Source organism: Pantoea dispersa (assembly GCF_014155765.1).
Classification (GTDB): Bacteria; Pseudomonadota; Gammaproteobacteria; order Enterobacterales; family Enterobacteriaceae; genus Pantoea; species Pantoea dispersa.
This window is the reverse complement of sequence record NZ_SCKT01000004.1, coordinates 65,797-84,771: the sequence shown is the minus strand read 5'-3', so window position 1 is coordinate 84,771 and position 18,975 is coordinate 65,797. Positions and strand designations below refer to the sequence as shown.

Genomic DNA, 18,975 nt, shown 5'->3' with positions numbered 1-18,975 from the left:
GATCTCTAATTCAGCAGCCCGCTTTTAAAGCCGCGCTATTCTACTCTTCGCCCGGTAGCAACGCAAATGCGCTGTAACGTCCAGCGGTAATACGCGGTCAGTCGGCAAACTCCACTACCAGACGACGCGGTGCCACGCGACCATCGTCGGCGATTTCCGCCATGCCGATAAATTTCTGCTGCTCGCCCTCGGTCACCCGCACCAGGCCGCTGGCCGGCGCGTTTTCCGCCTGGACCGGCATGCCCTGTTTGAACCAGGCCGCGACCGGCGTGGGCAGATTGACCGCTGGAAAATCTTCCGCCGGGCTGTCCATCGGCAACAGCAACGCATCCAGCGGTGCGTAATCCGGCGTTTCCGCCGCATTAACCTGCGCCGCCAGCGCCTGCAGCTGTTCCAGCGTCATCATGCGCGCAATCGGGTAACGCGCCACCTGCAGACGGCGCAGCATTATCACGTGTGCACCGCAGCCGAGCTTCTCACCTAAATCGTCAATGATGGTGCGAATGTAGGTGCCTTTGGAAACATGGATTTCCAGCTCCAGCTCGTCGCCCTGCCAGCGAATAAACTGCAGTTCAAACACGGTAATCGGTCGCGCTTCACGCGGCACGGTGATGCCTTCGCGCGCATATTCGTACAGCTTGCGGCCCTGATACTTGAGCGCCGAGAACATGGTGGGCACCTGCAGCGTCTCGCCGCGAAAGCTCTCCAGCGCGGCGTCCAGCTCAGCCTGGCTGAAGGTCACCGGCCGCGTTTCGACGATATTGCCGTCCGCATCGGAGGTATCGGTGCGCTGGCCCAGACGGGCAATCACGCGGTAACGCTTGTCCGAATCCAGCAGATAGCGGGAAAACTTGGTGGCTTCGCCGAGACAAATCGGCAGCATACCGGTGGCCAGCGGATCGAGCGCGCCGGTATGGCCCGCCTTGTTAGCATTAAACAGGCGTTTTACTTTTTGCAGCACATCGTTGGAGGATGCGCCCTGGTGTTTATCCAGCAGGAAAACACCGTGGACATCACGACCACGGCGACGAGGACGACTCATCAGTCCTCCTTGTCGTCTTCCGCCGGGCTTTCACCCCGTCGCTCAGCATCGTTTCTGATCACGTTAGACACCAGATTCGACATGCGCATCCCTTCAATCAGCGAGTTATCGTAAAAGAAGGTCAGCTCCGGCACGATGCGCAGACGCATCGCTTTACCGAGCAGAATACGGATGTAGCCAGACGCTTCTTTCAGCGCTTTGAGGCCGTTTTTCACCGCTTCTTCATCCTGGTCGTTCAGGAAGGTCACGAACACTTTGGCATACGCCAGATCGCGTGACACCTCAACGCCAGACACGGTGACCATCATACCCAGACGCGGGTCTTTGATTTCGCGCTGCAGGATGATCGCAATCTCTTTCTGCAACTCCTGCGCCACGCGCTGTGGGCGACCAAACTCTTTCGCCATACTATTTCTCCCAAATAATTCGGGAGGCCAGAGGCCTCCCAAATTGCATCACATCGACCAGCAATTACTCGATGGTGCGTTTAACTTCAATCACTTCGAACACTTCGATCATATCGCCAACGCGAACGTCGTTGTAGTTCTTCACGCCGATACCACACTCCATGCCGTTACGCACTTCGTTGACGTCATCTTTGAAGCGACGCAGAGATTCCAGCTCGCCTTCGTAGATGACCACGTTGTCGCGCAGTACGCGGATCGGGTTGTGACGTTTGATGTTGCCTTCGGTGACCATACAGCCGGCAATCGCGCCAAATTTCGGTGACTTGAACACGTCACGGACTTCGGCCAGACCGATAATCTGCTGTTTGAACTCCGGTGCCAGCATGCCGCTCATGGCTGCTTTCACTTCGTCAATCAGGTTATAGATGACGGAGTAGTAGCGCAGGTCAACGTTTTCAGCGTCAATCACACGACGCGCAGAGGCATCCGCACGCACGTTGAAGCCGAGGATGATCGCGTTGGACGCAGCGGCCAGGGTGGCGTCGGTTTCGGTGATACCGCCCACGCCAGAACCGATAATCTTCACCTTCACTTCGTCGGTGGAGAGTTTCAGCAGCGAGTCGGAGATCGCTTCCACAGAACCCTGTACGTCGGACTTCAGGACGATGTTCAGCTCGGACACTTCGCCTTCGGTCATGTTGGCAAACATGTTTTCCAGCTTGGACTTCTGCTGACGCGCCAGTTTGACTTCGCGGAATTTGCCCTGACGATACAGTGCCACTTCACGCGCTTTCTTCTCGTCACGCACCACGGTCGCTTCGTCACCCGCTGCCGGCACACCGGACAGACCGAGGATTTCCACCGGAATCGATGGACCCGCTTCCAGCACTTCGCGACCCAGTTCGTCACGCATCGCACGCACACGGCCATATTCGAAGCCGCACAGTACGATATCGCCCTTGTTCAGCGTACCTTCACGCACCAGCACGGTTGCTACCGGACCACGACCTTTGTCGAGGAACGATTCGATCACCACGCCGCTCGCCATACCCTGACGAATTGCAGTCAGCTCCAGTACTTCCGCCTGCAGCAGAATCGCGTTCAGCAGGTCGTCGATGCCGGTACCGGCTTTCGCCGAGACGTTAACGAACATGTTCTCGCCGCCCCACTCTTCCGGAATGATACCGTACTGGGTGAGCTCGTTCTTCACGCGATCCGGATCGGCTTCTGGCTTGTCGATCTTGTTCACGGCCACGACCACCGGCACACCGGCCGCTTTCGCGTGCTGGATAGCTTCGACGGTTTGTGGCATCACGCCATCGTCAGCCGCCACCACCAGGATAACGATATCCGTGGCCTGCGCACCACGTGCACGCATTGCGGTAAACGCGGCGTGGCCCGGGGTGTCGAGGAAGGTGATCATGCCGTTATCGGTTTCAACGTGATACGCACCGATGTGCTGGGTAATCCCGCCCGCTTCGCCGGAGGCGACTTTGGTGGAGCGGATGTAGTCCAGCAGCGAGGTTTTACCGTGGTCAACGTGACCCATGATGGTCACGACCGGCGCACGGCTTTCCTGCGCAGCATCGGTATCACGATCGTCCATTACCGCTTCTTCCAGCTCGTTCTCGCGGCGCAGGATCACTTTGTGACCCATCTCTTCAGCCACCAGCTGGGCGGTTTCCTGGTCGATAACCTGGTTGATGGTCGCCATGGCACCCATCTTCATCATCGCTTTAATAACCAGCGAGCCTTTCACCGCCATTTTGTTGGCCAGTTCGGCAACGGTGATGGTTTCGCCAATGATGACGTCACGGTTCACCGCCTGAGCAGGTTTGTTGAAGCCCTGCTGCAGCGTGCTTGGTTTACGATGTTTGCCACCTTTACCGCCGCGTACCTGAGCACGCGCTTCTTCACGGTCAGTTTTGGCTTCAGAGTGCTTGTTGCCTTTTTTGGCCGGACGCGCTGCCTTGGTGGTGCGGGTGCGACCACGACCGCCTTCAACTTCGCGATCGTTTTCGTCTTCTGCCTGTCGGGCATGAGTTGAAGTGGTGACGTGGTAGTCACCCTTATCTTCTTCCTCTGGTTTTTCCCATTCAGCGGCTTTCTCTTCGGCCAGACGACGGGCTTCTTCCGCCGCGCGGCGCGCATTCTCTTCCAGCTTACGGCGCGCTTCTTCTTCCGCTTTACGCTTCAGTTCGGCGGCTTCAGCTTCACGACGGGCTTTGTCAGATTGCGCAGCCTTGGTCATTTCGTCGGTAGGTTGATTAGTCACTTTCTCATTTTCCGCTGCTTCACGCTTAGCCTTGTCAGCGGCTTCGCGCTTGGCTTTCTCTTCGGCTTCACGTTGCGCTTTTTGTTCAGCTTCGCGACGGGCTTGTTCTTCAGCCTCGCGACGCGCCTGCTCTTCCGCTTCACGCTGCGCCTCGGCTTCTGCTTCCGCCTGAGCTTGCTCAGCGTCGGCATCACCTTTCACGTATGTGCGCTTTTTGCGGACTTCGATTTGCACCGACTTACTTTTACCCCCGGTGCCTGGAATATTCAAGGTGCTGCGCGTTTTGCGCTGCAACGTCAGTTTGCCTGAACCGGTCTGACCGTGCTCACGATTCAGGTGGGACAGTAAGGTCTCTTTCTCTTGCTGGGATACGGCGTCGTTTTCAGACTTACGGATCCCTGCATCAGCAAATTGCTGTACCAGGCGATCGACCGGAGTCTGAATTTCGGCGGCCAGCGATTTTACGGTTACATCTGTCATGCTGTTCCTTCCTGTTATTACGCGTCATCGCCGAACCAGCAGATATTACGTGCAGCCATAATCAGCGCACCGGCTTTCTCATCATCCAGCCCTTCAATATCTGTCAGATCGTCAACACCTTGCTCAGCGAGATCTTCCAGCGTGCAAACGCCTTTTGACGCCAGGCGATACGCCAGCGCACGATCCAGGCCTTCAAGATTCAGCAGGTCCTCAGCAGGTTCCTGATTACCAAGGCTCTCTTCTTTCGCTAATGCCAGGGTGGTTAACGCATTTTTTGCTCGTTCACGCAGGGCTTCAATGGTCTCTTCGTCGAGGCCGTCGATTTCCAGCAGCTCGTTGATTGGCACGTAAGCCAATTCTTCCAGCGAAGAGAAGCCCTCTTCCACCAGAACGGTGGCGAACTCTTCGTCGATGTCGAGATGTTTAGTGAACATATCGATCGCTGCATGGGCTTCGGCCTGATGCTTCGCCTGCAGATCATCGACGGTCATCACGTTCAGCTCCCAGCCGCTCAGCTGGGATGCCAGACGCACGTTTTGGCCATTACGGCCAATCGCCTGAGCCAGATTGCCGGCTTCAACAGCGATATCCATGGTGTGATTGTCTTCATCCACCACAATTGACGCCACATCGGCAGGTGCCATGGCGTTAATCACGAACTGTGCCGGGTTGTCGTCCCACAGCACGATATCAATACGCTCGCCGCCCAGCTCGCTGGACACCGCCTGCACGCGCGCACCGCGCATACCGACGCAGGCACCGACCGGATCGATACGTTTGTCGTTAGTTTTCACCGCAATTTTGGCGCGTGAACCCGGATCGCGCGCTGCCGCTTTGATCTCGATAACTTCTTCACCAATCTCCGGCACTTCAATGCGGAACAGTTCGATCAGCATCTCCGGTTTGGAGCGGGTAACGAACAGTTGCGCACCACGCGCTTCCGGACGCACGGCATACAGCACGCCGCGAATACGGTCACCCGGGCGGAAGTTTTCACGCGGCAGCATGTCTTCACGCACAATCACCGCTTCGGCGTTGTTGCCGAGATCCAGTGAAATGTTGTCGCGGTTCACTTTCTTCACCACGCCGGTGATGATTTCGCCTTCCTGCTCGCGGAACTGATCGACCACCATCGCGCGCTCGGCTTCACGCACTTTCTGGACGATAACCTGTTTCGCGGTCTGCGTGGTGATACGGTCGAAGGTGACAGATTCGATCTGATCTTCAACATAATCGCCCAGATTGAAGGCTTCATCTTCAAAGCGTGCTGCTTCCAGCGTGATCTCGCGCGTTGGCTGCGTGACTTCTTCTACAACCACCCAGCGACGGAAGGTGTCGAAATCGCCGCTGCGACGGTCAATGCTGACGCGCACGTCGATTTCCTGCTCATACTTCTTCTTGGTCGCAGTGGCCAAAGCGCTCTCCAGCGCTTCGAAGATTTTCTCACGCGGCAGGGCTTTTTCGTTAGAAACGGCTTCTACTACAGCTAAGATCTCTTTGTTCATCCTGGTTAGCCTCAATCCGGACTTTTAAAAGTGGGGGACCAGGTTCGCTTTCTGAATGTTGCTCAGCGCGAACACTTCATCGTTACCCTCAACGGTTACCGTGATCATCTCGCCTTCGACAGACTTGATGATGCCCTGCCATTTACGGCGGTTCTGCACGGCCATACGCAGTACCAGGCTCACCTCTTCGCCAGCGAAACGCGCATAGTGCTCCGCGGTGAACAGAGGGCGATCGAGACCCGGTGAGGAAACTTCAAGGTTGTAAGCCACCGTAATAGGATCTTCCACATCCATTACAGCGCTGACCTGGTGGCTAACATCGGCGCAATCATCAACATTGATACCCTCTTCACTATCAATATAGATGCGCAAGGTTGATGTGCGACCACGAATGAACTCAATACCGACCAATTCGTAGCCAAGCGCTTCTACCGGAGCAGAGATCAACTCTGTCAACTTTTGCTCTAATGTGGACAAGCCCACCCCCAAGACATAAAAAAAGGGCCTAAAGCCCAGTGTTACGATTTCCTGATAACAAAAAACCCCGAAAATTCGGGGCTTTTTGTGACTGGACCCTGTATGCCGCGATGCGGCTTCGGCACACCTTCCAGCAGAATTTTTTTCAAAACTGACTGCGGATGCGTCCGTCGATGCATACAGTATATTTGAAAAAGAACTCTAAGGGAAAGTGGTTGCGGGGGCCGGATTTGAACCGACGACCTTCGGGTTATGAGCCCGACGAGCTACCAGGCTGCTCCACCCCGCGTCCGAAAACGTGGCGAATATTACGCCGATCTTGCGAAAAATGCAAGTTATACTGAGATTTGGTACCGAGGACGGGACTTGAACCCGTAAGCCCAATCGGGCACTACCACCTCAAGGTAGCGTGTCTACCAATTCCACCACCTCGGCACTTCACTGACTGCGACGATACGATGTCGCTTTAGCGCTGACGATCTTACTGCGGGATATCATTGCCCGGCGTGGCCGGTTTAGCTGGCTGAGTCTGCTGTTGAGACTGAGCCGGCGCGCTGAGGTTTTCCCACTCGCTTCCTTTGGAAGTCTTGTTACTGTTCAGGTTGCCCAGAATCAGACTGATAATGAAGAACAGCGTAGCCAGTACTGCGGTCATGCGAGTCATGAAGTTACCAGACCCGGTTGAACCGAACAGCGTACCAGAAGCGCCTGCACCGAATGAGGCTCCCATATCAGCGCCTTTGCCTTGCTGCAGCATGATCAGACCAACGAGGCCAATCGCTACAATAAGGAAAACAACCAACAGAGCTTCGTACATAATCAACCTGTTTCCTTGCGCGTTATCCGCACAGTTAAAGCTTCAACCAATATTGACGGGGAGTCTCGTCATCACCCATCAGAAGCGGGTGTGAATACTAACCAAAGGCGCATACCTCTGCAAGCGCAATTTACACGAAGTTTTGCGATTGCGGAAAAAAGCGCCATCCCGGTGATTTTACAGGCGGAAAGCAGCAAACTGACCGCCCGTAACGCGGTTAAACCGCTTTTACCGCATCGGCAATTTTGTGCGCCAGCTCGGTCACCTGCGCCTCATCCTCGCCTTCCACCATCACGCGAATCAGCGGCTCGGTGCCGGATTTACGCAACAGCACGCGCCCGCGCCCGGCCAGCGTTTTTTCCACCTCTGCGGCAGCCGCTTTGACGCTGTCGCTCTCCAGCGGATCGTGGCTGCCGCTGAAACGTACATTCACCAGCACTTGTGGCAGCATCTTCATGCCGCTGCACAGATCGTGCAGACTCATGTGGTTACGCACAATCGCAGTAAGTACTTGCAAACTTGCTACGATGCCGTCACCGGTGCTGATTTTATCCAGCAGGATCACGTGGCCGGAGTTCTCCGCGCCCATGCGCCAGCCCTTCTCCTGCATTTTTTCCAGCACATAACGGTCGCCCACTTTGGCGCGGGTAAACGGAATCCCCAGCTGTTTCAGCGCCAGCTCCAGTCCCATGTTGCTCATCAGCGTGCCGACCACGCCGCCACGCAGCTGGCCCTGACGCAGCGCTTCACGCGCAATGATGTAGAGAATCTGGTCGCCATCCACCTTCTGTCCAAGGTGATCCACCATCATGATGCGGTCGCCGTCGCCGTCATAGGCCAGGCCGAGATCGGCTTTTTCATCCAGCACGCGCTGCTGCAGCTGACGCAAATCGGTAGCGCCGCACTCTTTGTTGATGTTCATGCCGTCCGGCTGCACGCCAATCGCAATTACCTTCGCACCCAGTTCACGCAGCACATTCGGCGCAATGTGATAGGTCGCGCCGTTGGCGCAGTCCACCACGATCTTCAGCCCGTTCAGGCTCAACTCGCTGGGAAAAGTGCCTTTGCAGAACTCAATGTAACGCCCGGCGGCATCGACGATGCGGCTGGCACGGCCGAGCTCAGCGGACTCGACGCAGGTCAGCGGCTTCTCCAGCTCCAGCTCAATGGCGGCTTCTACGTCGTCCGGCAGTTTGGTGCCTTCGGCTGAGAAGAATTTGATGCCGTTGTCGTCAAACGGGTTATGCGACGCGGAGATCACGATGCCCGCCTCGGCGCGGAAGGTGCGCGTCAGGTAGGCAATGGCCGGCGTGGGCATCGGGCCGGTGAAAGCGGCAGACAACCCGGCAGCCGCCAGACCGGCTTCCAGCGCCGATTCCAGCATGTAGCCGGAAATCCGTGTATCTTTACCAATCAATACTTTGCGCGAGCCGGAACGGGCCAGCACTTTGCCGGCAGCAAAACCCAGCTTCAACACAAAGTCCGGGGTAATGGGCGCTTCACCCACTTTGCCGCGAATCCCATCAGTACCGAAATATTTACGATCGCTCATGCCTTTATCCTTTTGCTCTCCGTGTCGCCTCGACGATGCGCATCGCTTCGACAGTTTCTTTAACGTCATGCACGCGAATAATCTGCGCGCCCTGCATGGCGGCGATCACCGCGCAGCTCAGGCTGCCGGTCAGACGCTGTGCCGGGCCGACGTTTAACAGCTGGCCAATCATCGACTTACGCGACATGCCCACCAGCAGTGGCAGACCATGATGGTGAAAATCACTGAGATGCGCCAGCAGCTCATAATTGTGGCTGAGATTCTTACCGAAACCGAAGCCCGGGTCGAGCAGCAGACGCTCTTTTTTAATGCCGGCCGCTTCACAGCGCGCAATCTGCGCAGCGAAGTAAGCGTCCACTTCGCTTACGATATGCTGATATTCCGGTGCCTGCTGCATGGTGCGCGGTTCGCCCTGCATGTGCATCAGGCATACCGGCAAACCGCTATCTGCGGCGGCCTGTAACGCACCGGGCTCGGACAGCGAGCGGATATCGTTAATGATGTGAGCGCCCACTCGCGCGGCTTCGCGGATCACTTCTGCTTTTGACGTATCAACTGAAATCCACACTTCAAAGCGCTGCGCAATGGCTTCCACCACCGGAATCACCCGCGCCAGTTCCTCTTCCACCGAGACTTCATCGGCACCGGGACGGGTTGATTCGCCGCCCACATCGATAATCGTGGCACCGGCATTCACCATCTCGTTGGTGTGCGTGAGCGCGTCGACCAACGTGTTGTGCGTTCCGCCATCAGAAAAGGAGTCCGGCGTGACATTTAAAATTCCCATCACATGGGGAAACGACAGATCGAGATGGGTATCACGGGCGTACAACTTCATGGCGAAAATCTCCCTGAGGGATCACTGGATTGTGGAATGTAAAAAACCCCGGACCAGCCGGGGTTTTTGCTTAGGAACAGGCCTGTTACTTGTCGAACTGTTCTGACATGGTGTTGCCTGGGTTTGGCGTACGCGGTTCATCAACCGGACGTGGCGCCTTTGGCGTACCGTTGCTGTCAGAGTTGTTGCTGCCTGGATCTTCCCAGCCTGCTGGCGGACGCACTTCGCGGCGCGCCATCAGGTCGTCGATCTGCGGTGCGTCGATGGTTTCATACTTCATCAGCGCGTCTTTCATCGCGTGAAGGATGTCCATGTTCTCACCCAGAATACGGCGTGCACGCTGGTAGTTGCTGTCGATCAGGTGTTTAACTTCCTGGTCGATGATGCGTGCCGTTTCGTCCGACATGTGTTTGGCTTTCGCCACTGAACGGCCGAGGAACACTTCACCGTCCTCTTCCGCATACAGCAGCGGACCGAGTTTTTCCGAGAAGCCCCACTGCGTCACCATGTTGCGCGCCAGGTTGGTCGCCACTTTGATGTCGTTTGAAGCACCGGTAGAAACGTGTTCCGCCCCGTAGATGATCTCTTCTGCCAGACGACCGCCGTACAGCGTTGAAATCTGGCTCTCCAGCTTCTGACGGCTGGCGCTGATCGCGTCGCCTTCAGGCAGGAAGAAGGTCACACCCAGCGCACGGCCGCGCGGGATAATCGTCACTTTATGCACCGGATCGTGTTCCGGCACCAGGCGACCAATAATCGCATGGCCCGCTTCGTGATACGCGGTGGATTCTTTCTGCGCTTCCGTCATCACCATGGAGCGACGTTCCGCACCCATCATGATTTTGTCTTTCGCTTTCTCGAACTCGACCATCGACACCACGCGCTTGTTGCCACGCGCAGCGAACAGCGCCGCTTCGTTGACCAGGTTCGCCAGATCCGCACCGGAGAAGCCCGGCGTACCACGTGCGATAATCGCGGCATCAATGTCGGTTGCCAGCGGCACGCGACGCATATGCACTTTCAGAATCTGTTCACGGCCGCGCACGTCTGGCAGACCTACCACCACCTGGCGGTCAAAACGGCCTGGACGCAGCAGCGCCGGGTCCAGTACGTCCGGACGGTTAGTCGCGGCGATAACGATGATGCCTTCATTGCCTTCGAAGCCATCCATCTCAACCAGCATCTGGTTCAGCGTCTGCTCACGTTCGTCGTGACCACCGCCTAAACCGGCGCCACGCTGACGACCCACCGCATCGATCTCATCAATAAAGATGATGCACGGTGCCGCTTTCTTCGCCTGCTCGAACATGTCGCGCACACGTGATGCACCGACACCGACGAACATTTCTACGAAGTCAGAACCGGAAATCGTGAAGAACGGTACTTTCGCTTCGCCGGCGATCGCTTTCGCCAGCAGCGTTTTACCGGTACCCGGAGGACCCACCATCAGTACGCCTTTCGGGATTTTACCGCCCAGCTTCTGGAAGCGGCTCGGCTCACGCAGGTATTCCACCAGCTCACCCACCTCTTCTTTTGCTTCGTCGCAACCCGCAACGTCAGCAAAGGTGGTTTTGATCTGGTCTTCGGTCAGCATACGGGCTTTGCTCTTGCCGAAGGACATCGCGCCCTTGCCGCCGCCGCCCTGCATCTGCCGCATAAAGAAGATCCACACGCCAATCAGTAGCAGCATCGGGAACCAGGATATGAAGATGGAAGCCAGCAGGCTCGGCTCTTCTGGTGGTTCACCCACAACTTTGACGTTTTTGGTCAACAGGTTATCGAGTAACTTGGGATCGTTGACAGGAATGTAGGTCGTGTATTTATTACTGTCTTTTTTGGTTACGTTGATCTCACGCCCGTTAATACGTGCCTCGCGGACCTGATCCTGGTTCACTTCCGACAGGAAGGTTGAATAATCAACCCTACGGCCATTCGACTCGCTGGGCCCAAAGCTCTGGAATACTGACATCAGCACGACCGCGATGACTAACCAGAGAATCAGGTTTTTCGCCATGTCACTCAAGGGATTAACCTCATATTACAACGGTGTTAACAGACAGCGTAGGGTACTATATATCCTTCATACCTGGAATCGCGGCGCTGATGATTTTGCCTGTTTAGCCTGAAACTCAGAATTACGCATCAGAATAAACGCCGTTTCGCCTTGCTTTGATTCCGGTATGGAGGGCTACAGTTTGCGCCCTGTCGCCACAATGTACACTTCGCGCGAACGTGATCGCGAAGCGTCCGGCTTACGAATTTTCACTTTCGTAAACAGGGAGCGAATTTCCCGCAGGTATTCATCGAAGCCATCTCCCTGAAACACTTTCACTACAAAACTGCCGCCAGGTGCCAGTACATCCCGACACATTTCTAACGCCAGTTCAACTAAATACATGGAACGCGGGATATCGACCGCAGGCGTACCGCTCATGTTCGGCGCCATGTCCGACATCACCACCTGCACTTTCTGGTCGCCCACGCGCTCCAGTAACGCTTTCAACACCGCTTCGTCGCGAAAATCGCCCTGCAGGAAGTCAACGCCAACGATGGGATCCATCGGCAGCAGATCGCAGGCAATAATACGGCCACCCGAACCAATCTGTTGTACCACATATTGCGACCAGCCGCCGGGCGCAGCGCCAAGGTCAACTACGGTCATACCGGGTTTGAACAGCTTGTCACCCTGCTGAATTTCATCCAGTTTAAACCAGGCGCGCGAGCGCAACCCTTTTTTCTGTGCCTGTTGCACATATTTATCGCTAAAGTGTTCCTGAAGCCAGCGACTGGAACTGGCCGAACGCTTTTTACCCGTCATAATATTTCCAGTTAAATCGTCATCGTAGCGATAAATCAGCACGCAATAGGTCGCGTTGATTTGGCGATATACCCGAGATGGCGGTAGAATGAACCGTTTTCAATCCCTGAGTAAGCAAAAAATACGATGAATCTGAGTACCAAACAAAAACAGCACCTGAAAGGCCTTGCCCATCCACTGAAGCCAGTGGTCATGCTGGGCGGTAATGGCCTGACTGAAGGCGTGCTCGCCGAGATCGAACAGGCGCTCGAACATCACGAATTGATCAAGGTAAAAATTGCCTCGGAAGATCGTGAAACCAAGCAGCTGATCGTGGACGCTATCGTGCGTGAAACTAAGGCAAACAACGTTCAGGTCATCGGCAACGTGCTGGTGCTGTATCGCCCTGCCAAAGAGCGCAAAATTACTCTGCCACGTTAAGCGTACCGTTACGGCTCGTCCGACGGGCAGAGAAAGTGCCATGCTCCTGCATGGGATAAAAGGCCGCAACGCGGCCTTTTTCCTTTCTTTACAATATGCAGCTGCGCATTTCAAAGCGTAGCAATATCTTAGATGTATTCCACTTTCAGTACTTCATATTCCACGTCGCCGCCTGGGGTTTTGACAATAGCCACGTCATCGGCCTCTTTGCCCACCAGACCGCGCGCCATCGGCGAATTCACGGAAATCAGGTTCTGTTTAAAGTCCGCTTCGTCGTCACCGACAATCCGGTAAGTAAACTCTTCATCGGTATCGACATTCAGCACGGTGACGGTGGCGCCAAAAATCACGCGGCCGGTTTTCGGCATGGCGGTCACGTCAATCACCTGTGCATTGGAGAGCTTGGCTTCGATCTCCTGAATACGCCCTTCGCAGAACCCCTGTTCTTCGCGCGCAGCGTGGTATTCGGCATTCTCTTTCAGATCGCCGTGCTCACGGGCTTCGGCGATAGAGGCGATGATGCGCGGACGCTTAACGGTTTTCAGTTCGTTCAGCTCTTCACGCAGCTTCTCAGCGCCTTTCAACGTCATCGGAATCTGATTCATTTTGGCTCCTCGTCATCTATCCTGGTTAACGGCGTCATCCTGACCGGTGACAGCAGAAGATCGGCTTCTGCGGCGCGTAACCTCTTTTCACAAGCAAAAGAATCCTGACCCGGAAAGCTTTCCGGGTCAGGTATCGGTTTTGCATTTTGATACGTATTTTACCCCAGAGTTCCCTGTGGGTCATTGTTTACTTTGCACCGTCCGGGGACATAGTATTGACGCCTTCACCCGTCAGTTACCGCGAGATTATGCGATTTTCACGACTTGTTACCGGATTAACCTGTGCGTTTATGCTGCAGGCACAAGCAGCACCCGTTGAAGAATACATGCAGTATTTGCCAGACGGCGCAAACCTGGCGCTGATGGTACAAAAAGTGGGCGCATCCACCCCGATAATCGACTATCACGGCAAACAGATGGCGTTGCCGGCCAGTACCATGAAAGTGATCACCGCGCTGGCGGCACTGCTGGAGCTGGGCCCGGACTTCCGTTTTCAGACCACGCTGGAGACCAAAGGCGCGGTCAGCGATGGCACCTTAAATGGCGACCTGGTGGCGCGCTTTGCCGGCGATCCGACGCTCAGCCGCCAGGATCTGCGCAATATGGTGGCGGCGCTGAAAAAGCAGGGCATCAACCATATCAAAGGCAATCTGGTGATCGACACCTCGGTGTTCGCCAGTCACGATATGGCGCCAGGCTGGCCGTGGAACGATCTGACACAGTGCTTCAGCGCCCCGCCAGGTGCGGCGATTGTTGATAAAAACTGCTTCTCGGTTTCGCTCTACAGTGCCAATACGCCCGGCGAAAACGCCTTTGTGCGCATCGCCTCTTACTATCCGGCGCACATGTTCAGTCAGGTGCGCACGATCGGACGCAACAGCGGTGACGGGCAGTATTGCGAGCTCGACGTGGTGCCCGGCGAGCTTAATCGCTACACGCTGACCGGCTGTATGCGCCAGCGTGCGGAACCACTGCCCCTGGCGTTTGCCGTGCAGGATGGCGCCGCGTGGGCCGGCGAGATCCTTAAAGCGCAGCTGCGCGACGCCGATATTGATTACAGCGGCCATTTAGTGCGCCAGACGCAGGTGACGTCACCGGGTACGGTGCTGGCCTCGACGCAGTCCGCACCGCTGCACAACCTGCTGCACACCATGCTGAAAAAGTCAGACAACATGATCGCTGATACTGTGTTCCGCACCATCGGCCATCACTACTTTAACGTGCCGGGTACTTTCCGCGCCGGTTCGGATGCGGTCAGGCGTGTGCTGCGCGAAAAAGCTGGCGTTGACCTCGGCAACAGCATTCAGGTGGATGGCTCCGGCCTGTCGCGTCATGACCTGATCGCGCCTGATACCATGATGCAGGTGCTGCAGTTCATCGCCAAAAATGACGCCACGCTGAATTATATTTCGATGCTGCCGCTGGCGGGTTATGACGGCACGCTGCAGTATCGCGGCGGTCTGCACGAAGCGGGGCTGGATGGCAAAGTGTCGGCAAAAACCGGTTCGCTGCAGGGCGTCTATAATCTGGCTGGGTTCATCACCACGTCGAGCGGTGCGCGCGTGGCCTTTGTCCAGTTCCTCTCTGGCTATGCGGTACCGCCGGAAGACCAGAAAACGCGGCGGATTCCGCTGGTGCGCTTTGAGAGCCGCCTCTATACCGACATTAACAAGAACAACTAATGAAACTGTTGATCGTTGAAGATGATGCGTTATTACAATCGGGGCTGGCGCAGGCGCTGAGCAGCGAGGGCTACGCCGTGGATTGCGCTGGCAGCGCGGCGGAAAGCAACGCCCTGCTGCGCAGCAGCCAGTACAGCCTGATCGTGCTGGATCTCGGCCTGCCGGATCGCGATGGCGCCACGCTGCTGCGCCAGTGGCGGCGCGACGGCATCGCGGTGCCGGTGCTGATCCTGACCGCGCGCGATGCGCTGGAGGATCGCGTCGACGGGCTGGACGCCGGTGCCGACGATTACCTGGTCAAGCCGTTTGCGCTGGCAGAACTGCAGGCGCGGGTGCGCGCGCTGATCCGCCGCTATCAGGGGCACAGCGACAACCTGCTGCAGCAGGGTGATTTGACGCTCAATCTCAGCTCGCAGCAGGTGCTGCTGGAGAATCTGCCGCTGGAGATCACCCCCAAAGAGTTCGCCCTGCTCACCCGCCTGCTGATGCGCGTGGGGCAGAATGTGCATCGCGAAACGCTGCAGCAGGATCTCTACAGCTGGAACGACGATCCCGGCTCCAACACTTTAGAAGTTCACATTCATAATCTGCGCCGTAAGCTGGGGAAAGATCGCATCAAAACCGTGCGCGGCGTTGGCTACCGGCTGGAACTGCGCGAATGAACAGCATGCGTCAGCGGTTACTGATCATGCTGGCGCTGATTCTCCTCACCTGCCAGGTGATGAGCGCCATCTGGCTGTGGCACGAAAGCCGCGAACAGATCAGTTTCCTCGTCAACGAAACCCTGTCGGCCCAGGCGCGTAACGATCGCGTGGAGAATGAGATCCGTGAGGCCATCGCTTCGCTGTTGCTGCCTTCGCTGGTGATGGTAAGCCTGACGCTACTGCTGTCGTTCTGGGCCATCAACTGGATTATCCGTCCGCTCAAATCGCTACAGGACAGCCTTGCCCACCGCTCTGCCGACAACCTGACGCCGCTGCCGATTTACTCCGAGATGGATGAGATCGTTGCGGTCACCTCCTCCATCAATCAGCTGTTTTCGCGTCTCGACCACACTTTGCAGCAGGAACGATTATTCACCGCCGACGCCGCGCACGAGCTGCGTACGCCGCTGGCCGGGCTGCGCCTGCATCTCGAGCTTCTGCATCAGCAGCAGGTGCCGCAAAGCGCCATGCTGATTGAGCGTATCGACCAGCTGATGCACACCGTCGAACAGCTGCTGATGCTGTCGCGCGCCGGTCAGGCGCTGGCGGGCGGCCACTATCAGCAGCTGCAGTGGCAGCGTGACATCATGCAGCCGCTAATGCCGGAGATGGCTGAACTGTATGCTCAGCGTCAGCAGACGCTGCACTGGCCAGACGGCGACGATGTGCCACAGCAGGGTGAAGCGGTGCTGCTGCGCCTGATGCTGCGCAATTTGCTGGAGAACGCGTCGCGCTACAGTCCGGAAGGCAGCAGCGTGCAGGTGAAGCTGCGTCAGGTGCAACAGCAGGTCTGGGTTGAAGTGTCGGATCAGGGGCCGGGTATTGATGCCGATGCGGCAGAAGAGCTGACGCAGGCGTTCCGGCGGCGCGATCAACGCTATGGCGGCAGCGGCCTGGGCCTGAACATTGTGCTGCGTATTGTGCAGATGCATCGCGGCAGGCTGGAACTGGTCAACCGCGAAGACAGCAGCGGACTGGTCGCCCGCTGCTGTTTGCCAACGCAACTGATTGGCTGAACGCCATCAGAAGTGGGTGTTGAGGCTCATATAGTAAGTACGGCCTGATTCGTTATAGGTATTGGCACCGGCACCGTAGAGATAAGCGCCGGTGGTGGCGTTACCGGTGGTTTGCGCATTGCCCTCACGGAAGTGGCGCTTATCGAACAGGTTATCAATGCCCAGCGTCACACTGGCGTACTTATTGATATCGTAAGTACCGCTCAGGCCGACAAGCGAGTACGGGCTCACTTTGTCGGTGGCGCTGCCGGTCACCGGTTGTCCTTTGTAGTCGTACTTCTTCGGCGTCTGGGTGCCGTACCACGTCAGGGTGATTTGCAGCGACAGATCCTGCGTTGCCTGCCAGCTCAGCGTCGAGTTCAGCGTATACTCCGGAATGATCGACAGACGATCGCCGGTCTCCTTGTTCTTGCTCTGCAGCATGTAGGTGAAGTTGTTATTCCACATCACGCTGTCAGAGAAAGGAACAATGACCGTACCTTCCAGCCCTTCCACCACCGCTTTCGGTACGTTCTCCCAGCGATAGATATCCGTGGTGCCGTTAGAGGCTTTACCTGAAGGCGCATAGCCAGCTTCAATCTTGTTGCGGTAGTCGTTACGGAACCAGGTCAGACCGGCCTGATAACCTTCATGCTTCCACTCCAGCCCAACTTCTTTATTGATGCTGTTTTCCGCTTTCAGATCCGGATTACCCTGCAAATAGCAGGCGCCGGTGCTGGCGGCACAGCCCTGGCCGTTGCTGTACAGCAGGTAGTTCGGGTTCGTCTGGTACAGACTCGGCGCTTTGTAGGCCCGGCCAATCCCCATCTTCAGAGTGAAGTCATCGCCCAGCCCCTGTGACAGGTTAAGCGACGGGCTCCAGTTGTTGCCAACGATGGAGTGATGATCGAAGCGCAGCGCCGGCGTCAGCATGGTGCTGTCGGTCAGCTCCATGTTGTCTTCGGCAAACAGGGAGAAAATCTCCGCCTGGGCATAAGGACTGCGGCCGGTGCTGGCGATGCCTGGAACAGCGCCGTTGCTGGCAGCCTGGGTGGTCGACGAAGGATCTTTCATGCGCTGCTGGTTCCATTCGGTGCCCAGCGTTGCGGTCTGATTGACGCCCAGCTCAAACGGCAGGCTGATTTCACTGTGCAGCAGCACATCGTCCAGCTGGATGGTATTGAACCCGCTGTTGGAGAAGATCCCTTCCGTGCCGCCCGCCAGACCTTCATTAATGCGCGTATTGCGGGTTTTCTCGTAGCGCGCCCAGTTGCTGGTGCTGATGCCGTTGTCCCACGCGCCGGTCCATTTCAGTGAAATATTCTGGCGATACAGACGGTTGGTTTCATCGCCGTACAGGCTCTTCACCAGCGCGTTAGTGTTGGTGTTCTGCGTATCGCCCGCGTACAGGTTGCCCTGACGACTGTAACCGGCCTGCAGCTCCAGCGTCTGCATGGGGGCAAACGCCCAGCTCAGCAACGCATTGATGTCTTTGTTTACCGAGCCTTCGCGGCCTGCCGGGTAGCTGCCGGCATAGCTGCCGGTGCGCGCTGCCGCGTGCCCTTCATTGATGTCGTAAGCGTCAGCCTGGGTTTTGGCTAAACCGCCATACAGCCGGAAGTTGAAGTCGTCGCCCAGCGGCCCTTCGAGGCTGAAGTTGGTGCGTTTGGTCGCCCCTTCCGATTTGTGTTCCGGCGCGTTGAAGTAGGTGTTCCACGAACCGTGCCACTGCTGATCGCTGTACTTTTTAGTGATGATATTCACCACCCCGCCCGCCGCACCGTTACCGTAGCGCACCGCGGCCGGCCCGCGAATCACGTCGATGTGATCGATCATTTCCGGTGGCACCCAGTTGGTATCGCCACGCGTGTCGCGTTCGCCGCGCCAGCCGAGACGCACTGAGTTACGGCTGGTGATCGGCATGCCGTCCACCATAATCAGCGTGTTTTCCGGTCCCATGCCGCGAATATCGATCTGCCGGTTGTTGCCGCGCTGGCCGCTGGTCGAGTTGCCGGTCAGGTTGACGCCTGGCATGGTACGGATAATTTCTGAAACATCGCGCGCCGGCGGATGCTTTTTGATCTCATCGGCGGTGATGGTGGAAACCCCCGGTGCCTGCAGCGTCTGCTGCTGGGCCGTCACCATTAAGGTGCCACCGTCCATTGCGCTGGCGTCGGGAGAAGAGGCGTTGCTGGAAGTCGTCTTGCTGGAAGTCTCTGCTGCCCAGGCGCTGCCGGAAAGCAGTGAGGCGCTGAGCCCCAGTTCGATCAAAATAGCGAAGGTTAACCGCGAGTAATGCTTCATTTTTTTTCATTCCTGGAAGGCCAGTTCTGCGCCACAGCGGAGTGACTGGCGAGC

General features: G+C 56.8%; 16 protein-coding genes and 2 tRNA genes. 4 read left to right on the top strand and 14 right to left on the bottom strand.

All coding sequences use genetic code 11. The features are described from left to right. Positions 1 to 97 precede the first annotated feature (97 nt). From truB to rlmE, 12 genes are all read right to left on the bottom strand, one after another. The gene (truB, locus tag H7K56_RS13685; RefSeq protein ID WP_104093961.1) at positions 98 to 1,042 is read right to left on the bottom strand and encodes a tRNA pseudouridine(55) synthase TruB; all 945 of its coding nucleotides are present in this window, start codon (positions 1,040 to 1,042) and stop codon (positions 98 to 100) included. Next, positions 1,042 to 1,449, bottom strand: coding sequence for a 30S ribosome-binding factor RbfA (gene rbfA / locus H7K56_RS13680; protein WP_021507701.1), 408 nt, complete (start codon positions 1,447 to 1,449; stop codon positions 1,042 to 1,044). The genes truB and rbfA overlap by 1 nt, the downstream gene beginning before the upstream one ends. A 64-nt stretch (positions 1,450 to 1,513) precedes the next feature. Then, positions 1,514 to 4,204, bottom strand: coding sequence for a translation initiation factor IF-2 (infB, locus tag H7K56_RS13675; RefSeq protein WP_021507702.1), 2,691 nt, complete (start codon positions 4,202 to 4,204; stop codon positions 1,514 to 1,516). A 17-nt stretch (positions 4,205 to 4,221) separates the two neighbouring features. After that, positions 4,222 to 5,709, bottom strand: coding sequence for a transcription termination factor NusA (nusA, locus tag H7K56_RS13670; protein WP_021507703.1), 1,488 nt, complete (start codon positions 5,707 to 5,709; stop codon positions 4,222 to 4,224). Between the two features lie 24 nt (positions 5,710 to 5,733). Continuing rightward, on the bottom strand, positions 5,734 to 6,186 hold the full coding sequence (gene rimP / locus H7K56_RS13665) for a ribosome maturation factor RimP (RefSeq protein ID WP_031279732.1): 453 nt from the start codon (positions 6,184 to 6,186) through the stop codon (positions 5,734 to 5,736). A gap of 212 nt (positions 6,187 to 6,398) precedes the next feature. Next, a tRNA-Met gene (locus H7K56_RS13660) sits at positions 6,399 to 6,475 on the bottom strand. Between the two features lie 59 nt (positions 6,476 to 6,534). Continuing rightward, a tRNA-Leu gene (locus H7K56_RS13655) sits at positions 6,535 to 6,621 on the bottom strand. A 46-nt stretch (positions 6,622 to 6,667) separates the two neighbouring features. Further along, positions 6,668 to 7,003 carry a preprotein translocase subunit SecG gene (gene secG / locus H7K56_RS13650; protein WP_010617340.1) on the bottom strand — a complete coding sequence of 112 codons (336 nt, stop codon included), beginning with the start codon at positions 7,001 to 7,003 and terminating at the stop codon, positions 6,668 to 6,670. A 217-nt stretch (positions 7,004 to 7,220) separates the two neighbouring features. Continuing rightward, positions 7,221 to 8,555 carry a phosphoglucosamine mutase gene (gene glmM, locus H7K56_RS13645; RefSeq protein ID WP_021507705.1) on the bottom strand — a complete coding sequence of 445 codons (1,335 nt, stop codon included), beginning with the start codon at positions 8,553 to 8,555 and terminating at the stop codon, positions 7,221 to 7,223. Positions 8,556 to 8,559: 4 nt separating this feature from the next. Beyond that, positions 8,560 to 9,393: a dihydropteroate synthase gene (gene folP, locus H7K56_RS13640; RefSeq protein WP_150059187.1), complete on the bottom strand. Its 834-nt coding sequence runs from the start codon at positions 9,391 to 9,393 to the stop codon at positions 8,560 to 8,562. 85 nt (positions 9,394 to 9,478) lie between these two features. After that, positions 9,479 to 11,407 carry an ATP-dependent zinc metalloprotease FtsH gene (ftsH, locus tag H7K56_RS13635; RefSeq protein WP_021507707.1) on the bottom strand — a complete coding sequence of 643 codons (1,929 nt, stop codon included), beginning with the start codon at positions 11,405 to 11,407 and terminating at the stop codon, positions 9,479 to 9,481. A gap of 174 nt (positions 11,408 to 11,581) precedes the next feature. Beyond that, on the bottom strand, positions 11,582 to 12,211 hold the full coding sequence (rlmE, locus tag H7K56_RS13630; RefSeq protein WP_021507708.1) for a 23S rRNA (uridine(2552)-2'-O)-methyltransferase RlmE: 630 nt from the start codon (positions 12,209 to 12,211) through the stop codon (positions 11,582 to 11,584). 126 nt (positions 12,212 to 12,337) lie between these two features. Between rlmE and yhbY the strand changes: the two genes are divergently transcribed. After that, positions 12,338 to 12,631, top strand: coding sequence for a ribosome assembly RNA-binding protein YhbY (gene yhbY / locus H7K56_RS13625; protein ID WP_010617345.1), 294 nt, complete (start codon positions 12,338 to 12,340; stop codon positions 12,629 to 12,631). Between the two features lie 128 nt (positions 12,632 to 12,759). On the opposite strand, the gene greA is transcribed toward yhbY, so the two are convergent. Further along, on the bottom strand, positions 12,760 to 13,236 hold the full coding sequence (greA, locus tag H7K56_RS13620; protein ID WP_021507709.1) for a transcription elongation factor GreA: 477 nt from the start codon (positions 13,234 to 13,236) through the stop codon (positions 12,760 to 12,762). Positions 13,237 to 13,484: 248 nt separating this feature from the next. Here greA and dacB point away from each other — a divergent pair, with 248 nt between their 5' ends. Genes dacB through pmrB form a run of 3 tightly spaced genes read left to right on the top strand, consistent with a single transcriptional unit; the run spans position 13,485 to position 16,638 of the window. After that, complete coding sequence (gene dacB, locus H7K56_RS13615; RefSeq protein WP_031279733.1) at positions 13,485 to 14,918, top strand: serine-type D-Ala-D-Ala carboxypeptidase; 1,434 nt, start codon at positions 13,485 to 13,487, stop codon at positions 14,916 to 14,918. Further along, complete coding sequence (pmrA, locus tag H7K56_RS13610) at positions 14,918 to 15,580, top strand: two-component system response regulator PmrA (protein ID WP_021507711.1); 663 nt, start codon at positions 14,918 to 14,920, stop codon at positions 15,578 to 15,580. Before dacB ends, pmrA begins: the two co-directional genes overlap by 1 nt. After that, on the top strand, positions 15,577 to 16,638 hold the full coding sequence (gene pmrB / locus H7K56_RS13605; RefSeq protein WP_058759579.1) for a two-component system sensor histidine kinase PmrB: 1,062 nt from the start codon (positions 15,577 to 15,579) through the stop codon (positions 16,636 to 16,638). Before pmrA ends, pmrB begins: the two co-directional genes overlap by 4 nt. A gap of 6 nt (positions 16,639 to 16,644) precedes the next feature. Here pmrB and H7K56_RS13600 read toward each other — a convergent pair whose 3' ends face one another. After that, positions 16,645 to 18,921 (bottom strand): TonB-dependent siderophore receptor, encoded by a 2,277-nt coding sequence (locus tag H7K56_RS13600; RefSeq protein ID WP_150361179.1) that lies wholly within the window; start codon positions 18,919 to 18,921, stop codon positions 16,645 to 16,647. Positions 18,922 to 18,975: the final 54 nt, after the last annotated feature.

Excerpts from the sequence above, each read along its gene's own strand:
- truB (WP_104093961.1), bottom strand. The coding sequence starts at position 1,042 with ATGAGTCGTCCTCGTCGCCGTGGTCGTGATGTCCACGGTGTTTTCCTG.
- rbfA (WP_021507701.1), bottom strand. The coding sequence starts at position 1,449 with ATGGCGAAAGAGTTTGGTCGCCCACAGCGCGTGGCGCAGGAGTTGCAG.
- infB (WP_021507702.1), bottom strand. The coding sequence starts at position 4,204 with ATGACAGATGTAACCGTAAAATCGCTGGCCGCCGAAATTCAGACTCCG.
- nusA (WP_021507703.1), bottom strand. The coding sequence starts at position 5,709 with ATGAACAAAGAGATCTTAGCTGTAGTAGAAGCCGTTTCTAACGAAAAA.
- secG (WP_010617340.1), bottom strand. The coding sequence starts at position 7,003 with ATGTACGAAGCTCTGTTGGTTGTTTTCCTTATTGTAGCGATTGGCCTC.
- glmM (WP_021507705.1), bottom strand. The coding sequence starts at position 8,555 with ATGAGCGATCGTAAATATTTCGGTACTGATGGGATTCGCGGCAAAGTG.
- folP (WP_150059187.1), bottom strand. The coding sequence starts at position 9,393 with ATGAAGTTGTACGCCCGTGATACCCATCTCGATCTGTCGTTTCCCCAT.
- ftsH (WP_021507707.1), bottom strand. The coding sequence starts at position 11,407 with ATGGCGAAAAACCTGATTCTCTGGTTAGTCATCGCGGTCGTGCTGATG.
- rlmE (WP_021507708.1), bottom strand. The coding sequence starts at position 12,211 with ATGACGGGTAAAAAGCGTTCGGCCAGTTCCAGTCGCTGGCTTCAGGAA.
- yhbY (WP_010617345.1), top strand. The coding sequence starts at position 12,338 with ATGAATCTGAGTACCAAACAAAAACAGCACCTGAAAGGCCTTGCCCAT.
- greA (WP_021507709.1), bottom strand. The coding sequence starts at position 13,236 with ATGAATCAGATTCCGATGACGTTGAAAGGCGCTGAGAAGCTGCGTGAA.
- dacB (WP_031279733.1), top strand. The coding sequence starts at position 13,485 with ATGCGATTTTCACGACTTGTTACCGGATTAACCTGTGCGTTTATGCTG.
- pmrA (WP_021507711.1), top strand. The coding sequence starts at position 14,918 with ATGAAACTGTTGATCGTTGAAGATGATGCGTTATTACAATCGGGGCTG.
- pmrB (WP_058759579.1), top strand. The coding sequence starts at position 15,577 with ATGAACAGCATGCGTCAGCGGTTACTGATCATGCTGGCGCTGATTCTC.
- H7K56_RS13600 (WP_150361179.1), bottom strand. The coding sequence starts at position 18,921 with ATGAAGCATTACTCGCGGTTAACCTTCGCTATTTTGATCGAACTGGGG.